Source organism: Serratia sp. PGPR-27, assembly GCF_022678525.1.
Lineage (GTDB): Bacteria > Pseudomonadota > Gammaproteobacteria > Enterobacterales > Enterobacteriaceae > Serratia > Serratia nematodiphila.
The window spans coordinates 132,815-144,742 of sequence record NZ_JALBYS010000005.1 but is presented as its reverse complement, the minus strand read 5'-3'; the positions used below and the strand labels follow the sequence as shown (position 1 = coordinate 144,742).

Genomic DNA, 11,928 nt, shown 5'->3' with positions numbered 1-11,928 from the left:
CTTGAGTCATCCTGTTTTCCCAAAAGATTCGGATAACACTATCCTATTCATTAACCCATCCACATAATCCCCATACCACTGCAACATCTCCCTGCGCTGCTCCAGGTACTGTGCATGGTTGTAAGTGCCACGAATGGTGTTCTTATCCACATGAGCAAGCTGTAATTCGATCCATGCCGTGTTATAGCCCTGTTCATGCAGGATAGTACTCATCGTGTGCCGGAAACCGTGCCCTGTAGCCTTGCCATGATACCCAATCCTTTTTAGTACCTGATTAATACTCGCTTCACTCATCGGTTTCGTAATGTCGTTACGGCCAGGGAACACCAGGTTGTAACGGCCCGTCACCGCCTGAATTTCACGAAGTGATGCCAAAACTTGATCGGATAGAGGGACCAGATGCGGGCGGCGCATCTTCATTCTTTCAACCGGGACTTCCCAAGTACGTTTATCGAAATCAAACTCTTTCCATTCAGCCTGGCGGAGCTCGACGGTGCGAACGCCAGTCAACATCAGAATTCGAGTAGCCAGTCGGGTGATCGGGCTACCTGTATACGCAGCAAGGGCTTGTAAGAAATCAGGAAGTTCATCAGCTAGCAAATGGGGGTAATGGGTAGATTTAGGTGCAGTCAGCGCACTCGCCAATTCTGAGGCAGGGTTCGTTTCGGCTCTGCCGGTAACAATGGCATAGCGGAACACCTGATTGCAGGCCTGGCGGATTTTACGCAGCTTATCGAGCACACCTCGCTTTTCGAGTTTGCGTAGTGTGCTGAGCACTTCAAGAGGCTTGATCTCAGCAATGGGACGCTTACCAATATCAGGGAAGATATCGTTCTCGAAGGCCTCCATCAGATCGTCAGCATAGCCTTTCGACCAGTTAGATCGTTTGTACCCATGCCATTCTACTGCAATAGCTTTAAAGGTATTTTCGGCATTGGCTTTTTTAGCCAACTTCTCAGCTTTCTTCTCTTCTCCAGGATCACCGCCTAAGGCGATGATCTTCCGAGCCTCCTCACGCTTCAGGCGAGCATCAGCCAGAGAGATGTCAGGGTAAACACCGATAGAGAGCTTTTTCTCTTTCCCCAAAAAACGATACTTCAAGCGCCAGTACTTCGCACCGTTAGGCTTTACCAGCAGATACAGGCCGCCCCCGTCAGTGAGCTTGTATTCTTTTTCTTTGGGTTTTGCAGTATCAATCTGTCGTGCATTTAGTGGCATAAAGGGGCCCCTAATTTCCATTGAACGAGATGAGCCCCCTCAAAGGCCCCCAGATACCGCTTGATTTGGGTATAACTGAGTTGACCTCGGTAGAGCTCGAGACAGAAAAATTCAGTAATTTCAGGGAGTATAAAGGATAAAAAGCGAATTCAGTAGAGGTGTGTTGACTTCAAAATGGCACGCCCTATAGGATTCGAACCTATGACCTACGGCTTAGAAGGCCGTTGCTCTATCCAACTGAGCTAAGGGCGCATTGAGATGCGGCAACCTGCGGCTGCGGGTTGCGATTATACGGTCAGAGGTTAGCGAGTCAATGCCTTTTCATGACGTTACGACGGCGGCCGTGCTTTATGGCGTTTTTTCCACCAGCGCCCGCGCGGCGAGGGTTCTCGTCAACGGGCGCCGTTACGCTGAGCCAGCCCGGCGCCTACGTAAATCGGCGCGTGCTCACGCCCTTGCCGCCCGTTGTCCCGCCGCTGGCAGAGGCGAGCAGACATAACCACTGCGGCAATGTCCCCCCAATCGGCATGCTCAATCACCCGTGTGTTGCAAGTCGCCGCCACGTTTTCAACCCATGCGGCGTCAGCGCGTGCGCTGTTTAAAGAAGCCTGGCTCCCCGATGCCCAAACCAGCAACAGCGTGCAGCCTGCCCAGGCGCAGCCCTTCATACGCATAACTTCCGCCACAGCGCATTCAGGCGTGCCCGCCACAACGGCGCCGCCTCATGCTTGCCGAGCTGATGCAGCGCGGTGAGTTGCTCACTGTCCGCCGGATGCAGCGAAGAATCGAACACCGTCTCCCCCACATGTTTAGGCTGCGCCGGTTGCTCGCCAGGCTGGTGATGCAACGGATAAAGCCGGGTTATCGCTCTCATGATCCTGCCCTCTTTCGCCCTGTGTATGGCCCCAGCGTATGCAAATGCCGGTAAAAATGGCGTAGAGGTTCCTGAAGCCGGCATAAAAAAAGCGTAAATCGGCCTCGGCAACGGCGGCGAGGGTGATTCTGCGCCTGACAGCGCGCTCAGCTTCTGACAGAATAGCGGCATCCCCGCTTTTCTTAATTGATGGATTTCCACACTGATGTCAGCAAAGATTATTGATGGTAAAACGATTGCGCAGCAGGTTAGAAACGAAGTGGCTGAGCAAGTGAAACAACGTCTGGCGGCCGGCAAACGCGCCCCAGGCCTGGCGGTTGTGCTGGTCGGCGAGAACCCGGCCTCGCAAATTTACGTCGCCAGCAAGCGCCGCGCCTGCGATGAAGTCGGCTTCCTCTCCCGCTCCTACGACCTGCCCGCTGCCACCAGTGAAGCCGAGCTGCTGGCGTTGATCGACCAGTTGAACGCCGATGAGGAAATCGACGGCATTCTGGTGCAGCTGCCGTTGCCGGCCGGCATCGATAACGTCAAGGTGCTGGAGCGCATCCATCCGGATAAAGACGTCGACGGCTTCCACCCCTACAACGTCGGCCGCCTGTGCCAGCGCGCGCCCAAGCTGCGCCCGTGCACGCCGCGCGGCATCGTCACCCTGCTGGAGCGTTATAACATCGATACCTACGGCCTGAACGCCGTGGTGGTCGGCGCCTCCAACATCGTCGGCCGCCCGATGAGCATGGAGCTGCTGCTGGCCGGCTGCACCACTACCGTCACCCACCGCTTCACCAAAAATCTGCGTCATCACGTCGAGAACGCCGATCTGCTGGTGGTGGCGGTCGGCAAACCGGGCTTCATCCCGGGCGACTGGATCAAACCGGGCGCCATCGTGGTGGACGTCGGCATCAACCGTCTGGAAAGCGGTAAAGTGGTGGGCGATGTCGATTTTGACGCCGCCAGCGAGCGCGCCGCCTACATCACCCCGGTGCCGGGTGGCGTTGGCCCGATGACCGTGGCTACACTGATCCAAAATACCTTGCAGGCCTGCGAGGAATATCACGACGTTCAACCTAAATAAGTAAGGCAGTATGGAAATTTTCAATCTGGACAATCATCCCCACGTCGAACTGTGCGATCTGCTGAAGTTCCAGGGCTGGTGTGAAAGCGGCGGCGCCGCCAAAGAAGTCATCGCCGAAGGGCTGGTGAAAGTCGACGGCAAGGTCGAAACCCGCAAGCGCTGCAAGATCGTCGCCGATCAGGTGGTGGAGTTCAACGGCGGCAAGGTCATGGTTAAACCCTAACCTGCAGCCATAGAAAAAGGCGCTGAATTCAGCGCCTTTTTTGTTTTCACTTCGGCCGGCTTACTTACGGCGCCAGGTGGTGCCCTGCGGCCCGTCTTCCAGCACGATGTTCATCTCGTTCAAGCGATCGCGAGCGGCGTCCGCCAGCGCCCAGTCCTTGGCGGCACGCGCTTCGTTACGCTGTTTGATCAGCGCTTCGATCTCCGCCACTTCGCCGTCGTCAACCTGTGCGCCCCCTTGCAGGAACTGCTCCGGCTCCTGCTGCAGCAGGCCGAGCACTTTCGCCAGCTTGCGCAGCTCCGCCGCCATGCCGTTGGCCGCCGCCATGTCTTCGCTCTTCAGGCGGTTAACTTCGCGCGCCAGATCGAACAGCGCCGAGTAGGCTTCCGGAGTGTTGAAGTCGTCGTCCATCGCTTCGCGGAAGCGGGCTTCGAACGCTTCACCGCCGGCCGGCGCGGCATCGGCGTCGGTGCCGCGCAGCGCGGTATAGAGGCGCTCCAGCGCGGTGCGCGCCTGCTTAAGGTTCTCTTCGCTGTAGTTCAGCTGGCTGCGATAGTGCCCGGACATCAGGAAGTAACGCACCGTCTCCGCATCGTAATGGCCGAGCACGTCGCGGATGGTGAAGAAGTTATCCAGCGATTTGGACATCTTCTCTTTGTCGATCATCACCATGCCGGAGTGCATCCAGTAATTGACGTACGGGCCGTCGTGGGCGCAGCTCGACTGCGCGATCTCGTTCTCGTGGTGCGGGAACATCAGATCGGAACCGCCGCCGTGGATGTCGAAGTGGGTGCCCAGCTGTTTGCAGTTCATGGCGGAGCATTCGATATGCCAGCCCGGACGGCCCGGCCCCCATGGCGACTGCCAGCTCGGCTCGCCCGGCTTGGACATTTTCCACAGCACGAAGTCCATCGGGTTGCGTTTCACGTCGTCGATCTCCACGCGCGCGCCGGCCTGCAGCTGATCCAGATCCTGACGCGACAGCAGGCCGTATTGCGGATCGCTGTCGATGGAGAACATCACGTCGCCGTTGCTGGCCACGTAAGCGTGATCGCGATCGATAAGGCGCTGCGTGATCTCGATGATCTCGGCGATGTGCTGGGTCGCGCGCGGCTCTTGATCCGGGCGATCGATCAGCAGCGCGTCGAAGTCGGCATGCATTTCCGCCAGCATGCGTTCGGTCAGCTGGTCGCAGGTCTCATGATTTTCCGCCGCGCGGCGAATGATTTTGTCGTCTACGTCGGTGACGTTGCGCACGTAGTTCAGCGAATAGCCGAGATAGCGCAGATAACGCGCCACCACGTCGAAAGCGACAAAGGTACGACCGTGGCCGATGTGACACAGGTCATAGATGGTTACCCCGCACACGTACATGCCCACTTTCCCGGCATGAATGGGTTTGAATTCCTCTTTTTGACGACTCAGGGTATTAAAAATCTTTAGCATCGGGAGATTCCGTGGTGTGCGTGATAACAAAAAAGATAACCGGGCTTCAGGTTTTACGCCCGGTAGCGTATTGAAACCTGAAGCCTGATCTATTGCAAGGTTAAGGCCAAGCTTTGCTGACTTCACGCGAATAAAATGCGCGAAATTCGCCGGCCGGCACAATTGTTATAATATAACACAAATGCAATTACCACAGACAGTGCGCGGTTGAGCCGCTGCTGACTCGCTGGGGCGGATATGTTATAAGGGCGGTCTGAATGTTCACTCGCTTTACGTGACGTCTCACTTCACCTTGTTAGGATTAAAACTATGGTTACTTTCCACACCAATCACGGCGATATCGTTATCAAGACCTTTGCTGACAAAGCGCCGGTTACCGTTGAAAACTTCCTGAACTACTGCCGCGCCGGTTTCTACGACAACACCATCTTCCACCGTGTGATCAACGGCTTCATGATCCAGGGCGGCGGTTTCGAACCGGGCATGAACCAGAAAGCGACTAACGCGACCATCAAGAACGAAGCCAACAACGGTCTGAAAAACACCATCGGTACCCTGGCAATGGCGCGCACCAACGATCCGCACTCCGCCACCGCACAGTTCTTCATCAACGTGGCTGACAACGACTTCCTGAACTTCCGCGGCGAAAACGTGCAGGGCTGGGGCTACTGCGTGTTCGCTGAAGTGGTTGAAGGCATGGACGTGGTCAACAAGATCAAAGGCGTGAAAACCGGCCGCAGCGGCATGCACCAGGACGTACCGGTAGAAGACGTCGTCATCAACAGCGTGACCGTCAGCGAGTAATCGCGGCTGCATGAGTACGCTGTTCATCGCAGATCTGCACTTGTGCGCACAGGAACCGGCAATCACTGCCGGTTTTCTGCGTTTTTTACGGCGCGAAGCGGTGCACGCCGACGCGCTGTACATCCTCGGCGACCTGTTTGAAGCCTGGATCGGCGACGACGATCCCGAGCCGCTGCACGCGGAGATCGCCGCGGCGCTCAAAGCGCTGGAACAGGCCGGCGTGCCCTGCTATTTCATCCACGGCAACCGCGATTTTCTGCTCGGCAAGCGCTTCGCCCGCGCCAGCGGCATGCAGCTGCTGCCGGAAGAAAAAGTGCTGGAGCTGTATGGCCGCAGGATCCTGATCCTGCACGGCGACACCCTGTGCACCGACGATCAAGCCTATCAGCAATTCCGCCGTAAAGTGCACAACCCGCTGATTCAAAAATTGTTCCTCGCGCTGCCGCTGCGCTGGCGACTGAAGATCGCCGCCAACATGCGCGCCCGCAGCCAGCAATCCAACCAGTACAAGTCGGAAGCCATCATGGACGTCAACCCGCAGGCGGTCGAGCAAACGATGCTGCGCCACGACGTGCACTGGATGATCCACGGCCATACTCATCGCCCGGCGGTGCACCGGCTGGCGCTGAACAACGGCGAAGCCCATCGCGCGGTGCTGGGTGCCTGGCACGTCGAAGGATCGATGATCAAAGTCAGCGCCGACGCCGTCGAGCTGATCCAATTCCCATTCTGAGTTCCGCGCAGGCGCGCGAGTGAAAATTCGCGCTTTCGCCGGTGAAAACCGGCGACGCAACCGTTTTCCTCGCCGTGCGCTCATGGTATGCTCTACGCCCTCATTCGGCCTTCAGCCGACGCCAGACAAATCACAGGAGCCTTACACCCATGGGAGCCAACGCCGCTTCAGCCGCCAATGCCGGGGCTAAAATCGCAATTGTAATGGGATCGAAAAGTGACTGGGCCACCATGCAGTTCGCCGCCGAAGTCCTGACCCAGCTCGATGTCCCCTTCCATGTCGAAGTCGTTTCCGCTCACCGCACGCCGGACAAGCTGTTCAGCTTCGCCGAGCAGGCTGCCGCCAACGGCTTTGACGTGATCATCGCCGGCGCCGGCGGTGCGGCGCATCTGCCGGGCATGCTGGCGGCGAAAACCCTGGTGCCGGTGCTGGGCGTGCCGGTGCAAAGCGCCGCGCTGAGCGGCGTAGACAGCCTCTACTCCATCGTGCAGATGCCGCGCGGCATTCCGGTGGGGACGCTGGCGATCGGCAAAGCCGGCGCCGCCAACGCCGGGCTGCTGGCGATGCAGATCCTGGCGCTGCACGACGCCGCGCTGGCGCAGCGTTTGGCGGACTGGCGTCAGGCGCAGACTGAAGACGTTTTGAACCACCCCGATCCGCGGGAGGACGCATGAAGCCGGTTTGCGTACTGGGCAACGGCCAGCTGGGGCGCATGCTGCGCCAGGCCGGCGAACCGCTGGGCATCGCCGTCTACCCCATCGGCATCGATGCCGAACCCGAGGCGGTGCCGTATCAGAACAGCGTCATTACCGCCGAGATCGAACGCTGGCCGGAAACCGCGCTGACGCGCGAACTGGCGACCCACAGCGCCTTCGTCAACCGCGACATCTTCCCGCGTCTGGCCGATCGCCTGACGCAAAAACAGCTGCTCGACCAGCTCGGCCTGGCGACCGCGCCGTGGCAGCTGCTGGCGAGCGCCGCCGAATGGCCGCAGGTATTCGCTTCGCTGGGCGAACTGGCGATCGTCAAACGCCGGGTCGGTGGCTATGACGGCCGCGGCCAGTGGCGCTTGCGCCCGGGCCAGGAAGCCGAACTGCCGGCCGACGCCTATGGCGAGTGCATCGTCGAGCAAGGCATCAATTTCTCCGGCGAAGTGTCGCTGGTGGGCGCGCGCGGCCACGACGGCCGTTCGGTATTCTACCCGCTGACCCATAACCTGCATGAAGACGGCATCCTGCGCACCAGCGTGGCGCTGCCGCAGCCCAATCCGGCGCTGCAGCAACAGGCCGAGCAGATGCTGGCGGCGATCCTGAACGAGCTGAACTACGTCGGCGTGATGGCGATGGAGTGCTTTATCGTCGGCGATCGGCTGCTGATCAACGAACTGGCGCCGCGCGTGCACAACAGCGGCCACTGGACGCAAAACGGCGCGTCCATCAGTCAGTTCGAGCTGCACCTGCGCGCCATCCTCGGCCTGCCGCTGCCGCAGCCGGTGGTGAGCACGCCATCGGTGATGGTCAACCTGATCGGCACCGCCGTCAACGAACAGTGGCTGTCGCTGCCGCTGGTGCATCTGCACTGGTATGAGAAAGAGGTGCGCCCGGGCCGCAAGGTCGGCCACCTCAATCTGAACGATCCGAGCGCCGCCGATCTGCGCCAGGCGCTGCAGGCGCTCGCGCCGCTGCTGCCGGGCGAGTACCAAAGCGGGCTGGCCTGGGCACAGCAGAAGCTGGCCTAAAGCGCACGCCGCCGAAAGCAAAAGGGGTTAGCCTTAAGCTAACCCCTTTTTTCATCGAGCTAAGCCAACATCACCCCTCATAACTGCGGAACAGCGCCTTGCCGCGCAGCAGGCGCACGCCCAGCCAGCCGCCGCACAGCGACAGCAGCAGCGCGCTGGCCAGCGGCAGCGCCCACCACAGCACCGGCGTCGGCGTCCACGGGAAGTCAAACACCCGGCTCTGCAGCAGCCACAGCGCCGCCTCGGCGCCCACCGCAGCCGCGATGCCCGCCACCAGCCCCAGCAGGGCGAACTCGCACCACAGCGTGCGGCGCAGCAGCCGTTTGCCGGCCCCCAGCGTACGGTACACCACCAGCTCCTGACGGCGCTGACGCATGCCGACCTGCACCTGCGCCAGCAGCAATAGGCCGCCACACAGCACCACCAGCACCACCATCACCTCCAGCGCGCGGCTGACCTGCTGCAGCACGCCGCCGACCTGTTTCAGGATCGCGCCGATGTCCAGCAGGCTGAGCGTCGGGAACTGGCGATTGAGCTGGGTCAGCATCTGGCCGTCACCGTCGTAGCGGAAGCTGGTGAGCCAGGTCTGCGGCTGGCCGTCCAATGCGCCCGGCGGGAAGATAAAGTAAAAGTTCGGCTTCAGGCTCTCCCAATCCACCTGGCGCAGGCTGGTGACTTTGGCGCTGAACACCTGGGTATCGCCGCTGAAGGTCAGCGTGTCGCCCAGCTTGATCTTCAGCCGCCCGGCGATGCCTTCATCCATCGAGACTTCGCCGCTTTTCGGCGGCCAATTGCCCGCCACCAGCGGATTGTGATCCGGCAGATCGGCCAACCAGGTCAGGTTCAGCTCGCGGTTCACCGCCTCGCCGCCCGGATCGTCTTCATGCACCCGCTCGGTCGCCAGCTGCTGGTTTATCTCGGTCAGGCGCACCCGGACGATCGGATAATAGGTTTCCGGCTTGATCTGGTGCTGCTGCAGGAAGGCTTTCACCTGCGGCACCTGCGCCTCGGTCATGTTGAGCAGGAAATAGTTCGGGCTGTCCGGCGGCAGCTGTTGCTGCCAGCGTTCGAGCAGATCGCCGCGCAGCACCAGCAACAGCGCCAACAGCATGAACGACAGCGAGAACGCCGCCAGCTGGCTGATGGTCACCCACGGCTGGTGCAGCAGGCGGTTGACCGCCAGCCGCAGCGCCAGGCTCTTGAGCGTGATGCGGCGCAGCAACAGCAGGCTGCCCCAGCCGATGCCGCCCAGCAGCAGCGCCAGCACCGCCATGCCCGCCAGGATCGCCCACAGCAGCGTGCTGGCCCCCATCAGCGCCACCAACAGCGCCACCACGATCGCCGCCGTCACCGGCAAGAAGTAGCGCAGCGGCCAGACGTTGGCCGTCACGTCGCGGCGCAGCACCCGCAGCGGCTGGGTGGCCAGCAGCTGGCGATACGGCCGCAGCCCGACCAGCAGCGAGATCAGCACCAGCGCGCCGAGCGCCCACAGCCACGGCCAGGCGCCGGCGGCGGGCAACGCAGCCGGTAATACCGGCTTCAGCAGGCGGATCAGCAACGCTTCAAACGCCAGCCCGATTGCTCCACCGCACGCCGCCGCCAGCGCCATCACCGCCAGCCACTGGCCGACGATCAATTTGCGCAGCGCGCCACGCCCGGCGCCAAGGGTTTTCAGCACCGCGATCAGATCGTAGCGGCTGCGGCAATAGTGGCTCATCGCCACCGCCACAGCGGCGATCGACAACAGCAGCGTCAGCAGCGCCGACAACAGCAGGAACTGTTGGGAGCGCTGCAGCGACTTGCCGAGCGCGCTGCCGGATTCCTGCAGCCCGAACCAGCGCTGATCCGGCGTCAACTGCGGCGTCAGCCGCGCTTCGTAACGCTGAATATCCGGCTCGGCGCCGGCGAACATGTAGCGGTAGGTCAGGCGGCTGCCCGGCTGCACTGCGCCGGTCTTATCGACGTCCGCCAGGTTGATCATGATGCGCGGCGCGGTCTGGAACGGATTGAAGCCGGCGTCCGGCTCCTGAACGATTTCACCGGCGATGCGCAGCGTAGTGTCGCCCACCTCCAGCGAATCCCCCACTTTCACGTTCAGCAGCGCCAGCAAGCGCGGCGCCACCAGCACGCTGCCCGGTTCGGGTTTGATGTTGGCCGGGCGCGTTTCCAGCTTGCCGTACAGCGGATAGGTCAGATCGGTGGCTTTCACGTCCGCCAACTGCGGCCGCTCGCCGGCATAGGTCATGGTGGTGAACGACAGCTGACGGCTCACCTTCAGCCCCTGCTGCTGCGCGTCCAATAGCCAGCCTTCCGGCACCGGATGCGCGCTGCGCAGCACCCGATCGCCGGCGATAAAATCGCGGCTCTGCTGGCTGAGCCCTTTGTCCATGCGATCGCTGATGCTGCCCAGCGCCAGCACGCAGGCGACGGAGAGCGTCAGCGCCAGCCACACGATCAGCAGCGACGGCGAGCGCCATTCGCGCCAGAACCAGCGCCAGATCATGCTTCCTCCCACAGCTTGCCTTCACGCAGCCGCAACCGCCGCTGGCAGCGCGCCGCCAGGGTTTCGTCATGGGTCACCAGGATCAGGGTGGTGTCAAAATCGCGGTTGAGAGAGAACAGCAGGTCGGCGATGCGATCGCCGGTCTGACGATCGAGGTTGCCGGTCGGTTCATCGGCGAACAGCACCCGCGGCCGGCCGCTGAAGGCGCGCGCCAGCGCCACGCGCTGCTGCTCGCCGCCGGACAGCTGCGCCGGCAGGTGATCGAGACGTTTGCCCAGCCCCAGCTGTTCCAGTAACTGCACCGCCTGCTCGCGACTCTGCCTGTCGCTCTCACCGCGCAGCAGCGCCGGCAGCTGCACGTTCTCCAGCGCGTTCAGCGTCGGCACCAACATGAACGACTGAAACACAAAGCCGACGTTCCTGGCGCGCAGCGCGGCGCGCCCCTCTTCGTCCAGCGCGGTCAGCGACTCGCCGAGCAAACGCACCTCGCCCTCGCTGCCGTCGTCCAGCCCGGCCAAAATGCCCAGCAAGGTCGATTTCCCCGATCCGGATTCGCCGATCAGGGCGATCGTCTGCGCGGGTTTGACAAGCAGCTCGACTCCGGTAAGGATGGTGAGCTGATGCTCACCCTGACCAACGTGTTTACTAAGATGATGAACTTCAAGAACGTTTTCCGCTGGCATCTTCCCTTCCTTTTGCTGTTGGGATTATTCAGTTTACGCGCTGCCGCCGCCGATACCTTATTGATTTTGGGCGACAGTTTAAGCGCCGGCTATCGCCTGCCGATCGAGCGGGCCTGGCCGACGCTGTTGGCCGAACAGTGGCAGAAAAAACCGGGCGCGCCGCAGCTGGTCAACGCCAGCATCAGCGGCGACACCGCCGCACAGGGGCTGGCGCGTCTGCCCGCGCTGCTGAAACAGCATCAGCCGCGCTGGGTGCTGATCGAGCTGGGCGCCAACGACGGCCTGCGCGGCTTCCCGGCGCAGGACGTACAGCGCGATCTCGGCCAAATCATCACACGGGTGCAGCATGCCGGCGCGCAGCCGCTGCTGATGCAGATCCGCATCCCGCCTAACTACGGCCGCCGCTATACCGAGGCGTTCAGCGCCGTCTACCCGGCGCTGGCCAAGCAGTTCAACATTCCGCTGCTGCCGTTCTATATGGAACAGGTGGTGGTAAAGCCGGAATGGATGCAGGATGACGGATTGCACCCCAATGGGGACGCTCAGCCGTTTATCGCCACATGGATGGCGGAGCGCCTGGAACCGCTAGTAAAGCATGAGTCTCACTAAATTAGGGTCGTTCACTAGGTAAAGT

Annotated in this window: 12 protein-coding genes and 1 tRNA gene; 7 read left to right on the top strand and 6 right to left on the bottom strand. The window is 61.2% G+C overall.

Translation table 11 applies throughout. The features are described from left to right. Window positions 1-6 precede the first annotated feature (6 nt). The 3 genes from MMS95_RS04765 to MMS95_RS04755 all read right to left on the bottom strand — a co-directional run bounded on the left by MMS95_RS04765 (window position 7) and on the right by MMS95_RS04755 (window position 2,092). Window positions 7-1,218: an integrase arm-type DNA-binding domain-containing protein gene (locus MMS95_RS04765; protein WP_032730959.1), complete on the bottom strand. Its 1,212-nt coding sequence runs from the start codon at window positions 1,216-1,218 to the stop codon at window positions 7-9. A 175-nt stretch (window positions 1,219-1,393) separates the two neighbouring features. Continuing rightward, window positions 1,394-1,470: transfer RNA gene (locus MMS95_RS04760), tRNA-Arg, on the bottom strand. A gap of 412 nt (window positions 1,471-1,882) precedes the next feature. After that, a complete protein-coding gene (locus MMS95_RS04755; protein ID WP_015376915.1) occupies window positions 1,883-2,092 on the bottom strand; it encodes a hypothetical protein in 210 nt (69 codons plus the stop codon). A 205-nt stretch (window positions 2,093-2,297) separates the two neighbouring features. Between MMS95_RS04755 and folD the strand changes: the two genes are divergently transcribed. Next, the gene (gene folD / locus MMS95_RS04750) at window positions 2,298-3,164 is read left to right on the top strand and encodes a bifunctional methylenetetrahydrofolate dehydrogenase/methenyltetrahydrofolate cyclohydrolase FolD (RefSeq protein ID WP_004940177.1); all 867 of its coding nucleotides are present in this window, start codon (window positions 2,298-2,300) and stop codon (window positions 3,162-3,164) included. A 10-nt stretch (window positions 3,165-3,174) separates the two neighbouring features. After that, on the top strand, window positions 3,175-3,387 hold the full coding sequence (gene ybcJ / locus MMS95_RS04745; RefSeq protein WP_015376914.1) for a ribosome-associated protein YbcJ: 213 nt from the start codon (window positions 3,175-3,177) through the stop codon (window positions 3,385-3,387). A gap of 60 nt (window positions 3,388-3,447) precedes the next feature. Here the strand turns inward: ybcJ and cysS are convergent, their stop codons facing one another. Then, the gene (gene cysS, locus MMS95_RS04740) at window positions 3,448-4,833 is read right to left on the bottom strand and encodes a cysteine--tRNA ligase (protein ID WP_015376913.1); all 1,386 of its coding nucleotides are present in this window, start codon (window positions 4,831-4,833) and stop codon (window positions 3,448-3,450) included. Between the two features lie 309 nt (window positions 4,834-5,142). Between cysS and ppiB the strand changes: the two genes are divergently transcribed. From ppiB to purK, 4 genes are all read left to right on the top strand, one after another. Next, entirely contained in the window at window positions 5,143-5,637 is a 495-nt protein-coding gene (gene ppiB / locus MMS95_RS04735) for a peptidylprolyl isomerase B (RefSeq protein WP_004940183.1), read from the top strand. A gap of 10 nt (window positions 5,638-5,647) precedes the next feature. Then, the gene (locus MMS95_RS04730) at window positions 5,648-6,370 is read left to right on the top strand and encodes a UDP-2,3-diacylglucosamine diphosphatase (RefSeq protein ID WP_172574532.1); all 723 of its coding nucleotides are present in this window, start codon (window positions 5,648-5,650) and stop codon (window positions 6,368-6,370) included. Between the two features lie 149 nt (window positions 6,371-6,519). Next, window positions 6,520-7,044, top strand: a complete 525-nt coding sequence (purE, locus tag MMS95_RS04725) for a 5-(carboxyamino)imidazole ribonucleotide mutase (protein ID WP_004940188.1) — start codon at window positions 6,520-6,522, stop codon at window positions 7,042-7,044. After that, on the top strand, window positions 7,041-8,108 hold the full coding sequence (purK, locus tag MMS95_RS04720; protein ID WP_060440542.1) for a 5-(carboxyamino)imidazole ribonucleotide synthase: 1,068 nt from the start codon (window positions 7,041-7,043) through the stop codon (window positions 8,106-8,108). Before purE ends, purK begins: the two co-directional genes overlap by 4 nt. A gap of 70 nt (window positions 8,109-8,178) precedes the next feature. Here purK and ybbP read toward each other — a convergent pair whose 3' ends face one another. Together ybbP and ybbA are read right to left on the bottom strand one after the other, a co-directional pair. Next, a complete protein-coding gene (ybbP, locus tag MMS95_RS04715; RefSeq protein WP_242141426.1) occupies window positions 8,179-10,611 on the bottom strand; it encodes a putative ABC transporter permease subunit YbbP in 2,433 nt (810 codons plus the stop codon). Beyond that, a complete protein-coding gene (ybbA, locus tag MMS95_RS04710) occupies window positions 10,608-11,294 on the bottom strand; it encodes a putative ABC transporter ATP-binding protein YbbA (protein ID WP_004940192.1) in 687 nt (228 codons plus the stop codon). The genes ybbP and ybbA overlap by 4 nt, the downstream gene beginning before the upstream one ends. On the opposite strand from ybbA, the gene tesA reads away from it, so the two are divergent. Then, window positions 11,265-11,903 carry a multifunctional acyl-CoA thioesterase I/protease I/lysophospholipase L1 gene (tesA, locus tag MMS95_RS04705; RefSeq protein WP_198524994.1) on the top strand — a complete coding sequence of 213 codons (639 nt, stop codon included), beginning with the start codon at window positions 11,265-11,267 and terminating at the stop codon, window positions 11,901-11,903. The two genes, ybbA and tesA, sit on opposite strands and share 30 nt — an antisense overlap. Window positions 11,904-11,928: the final 25 nt, after the last annotated feature.

What these genes read in the sequence shown, in the direction of transcription:
- MMS95_RS04730 (WP_172574532.1), top strand. Translation starts at nt 5,648, where the DNA reads ATGAGTACGCTGTTCATCGCAGATCTGCACTTGTGCGCACAGGAACCG.
- purE (WP_004940188.1), top strand. Translation starts at nt 6,520, where the DNA reads ATGGGAGCCAACGCCGCTTCAGCCGCCAATGCCGGGGCTAAAATCGCA.
- ybbP (WP_242141426.1), bottom strand. Translation starts at nt 10,611, where the DNA reads ATGATCTGGCGCTGGTTCTGGCGCGAATGGCGCTCGCCGTCGCTGCTG.
- ppiB (WP_004940183.1), top strand. Translation starts at nt 5,143, where the DNA reads ATGGTTACTTTCCACACCAATCACGGCGATATCGTTATCAAGACCTTT.
- purK (WP_060440542.1), top strand. Translation starts at nt 7,041, where the DNA reads ATGAAGCCGGTTTGCGTACTGGGCAACGGCCAGCTGGGGCGCATGCTG.
- MMS95_RS04765 (WP_032730959.1), bottom strand. Translation starts at nt 1,218, where the DNA reads ATGCCACTAAATGCACGACAGATTGATACTGCAAAACCCAAAGAAAAA.
- MMS95_RS04755 (WP_015376915.1), bottom strand. Translation starts at nt 2,092, where the DNA reads ATGAGAGCGATAACCCGGCTTTATCCGTTGCATCACCAGCCTGGCGAG.
- ybbA (WP_004940192.1), bottom strand. Translation starts at nt 11,294, where the DNA reads ATGCCAGCGGAAAACGTTCTTGAAGTTCATCATCTTAGTAAACACGTT.
- ybcJ (WP_015376914.1), top strand. Translation starts at nt 3,175, where the DNA reads ATGGAAATTTTCAATCTGGACAATCATCCCCACGTCGAACTGTGCGAT.
- folD (WP_004940177.1), top strand. Translation starts at nt 2,298, where the DNA reads ATGTCAGCAAAGATTATTGATGGTAAAACGATTGCGCAGCAGGTTAGA.
- cysS (WP_015376913.1), bottom strand. Translation starts at nt 4,833, where the DNA reads ATGCTAAAGATTTTTAATACCCTGAGTCGTCAAAAAGAGGAATTCAAA.
- tesA (WP_198524994.1), top strand. Translation starts at nt 11,265, where the DNA reads ATGAACTTCAAGAACGTTTTCCGCTGGCATCTTCCCTTCCTTTTGCTG.